The following is a 536-nucleotide window of genomic DNA, read 5'->3' as shown; positions in this document are numbered from 1 at the left end:
GGTGCGGCGGTGGTTGGCGAGGGCGTCGAGGTAGGCGTTGGCGGCGGCGTAGTTGGCCTGGCCGGGGCTGCCGACGATGCCGGCGACGGAGGAGTAGAGCACGAAGGCGGTGAGGTTGAGGTGTTTGGTGAGGTCGTGGAGGTGCCAGGCGGTGTCGATCTTGGGTTGCATGACTGCGTGGAGTCGGCCGGTGGTCAGTGACGGGATGGTGGCGTCGTCGAGGGTGCCGGCGGTGTGGATGACGGCGGTGAGGGGGTGGTCGGCGGGGATGCCGTCCATCAGGTCGTTGAGTGCGGTGCGGTTGGTGGTGTCGCAGGCGGTGATGGTGACGGTGGCGCCCAGCTCGGTGAGTTCGTTGGCGAGTTCGGTGGAGCCGGGGGCGTCGGGTCCGCGTCGGCTGGTGAGGAGGAGGTGGCGGGCGCCGTGGGTGGTGACGAGGTGGCGGGCGAGGAGGGTGCCGAGGGTGCCGGTGCCGCCGGTGATGAGGATGGTGCCCTGGGGGTCCAGCGGGCTGGTGTCGGCGGGCTGGGGGGTGT

At 71.1% G+C, this 536-nt stretch carries 1 protein-coding gene; it reads right to left on the bottom strand.

What is annotated here, in order from left to right; genetic code table 11:
- A partial coding sequence (locus ABD330_RS32420; protein WP_344469901.1) for an SDR family NAD(P)-dependent oxidoreductase occupies positions 1-536 on the bottom strand: 536 nt, incomplete at both ends.

Source organism: Kitasatospora kazusensis (assembly GCF_039529945.1).
In the GTDB taxonomy this organism is placed as follows: Bacteria; Actinomycetota; Actinomycetes; order Streptomycetales; family Streptomycetaceae; genus Kitasatospora; species Kitasatospora kazusensis.
This window is presented reverse-complemented; position numbering and strand designations above follow the sequence as displayed.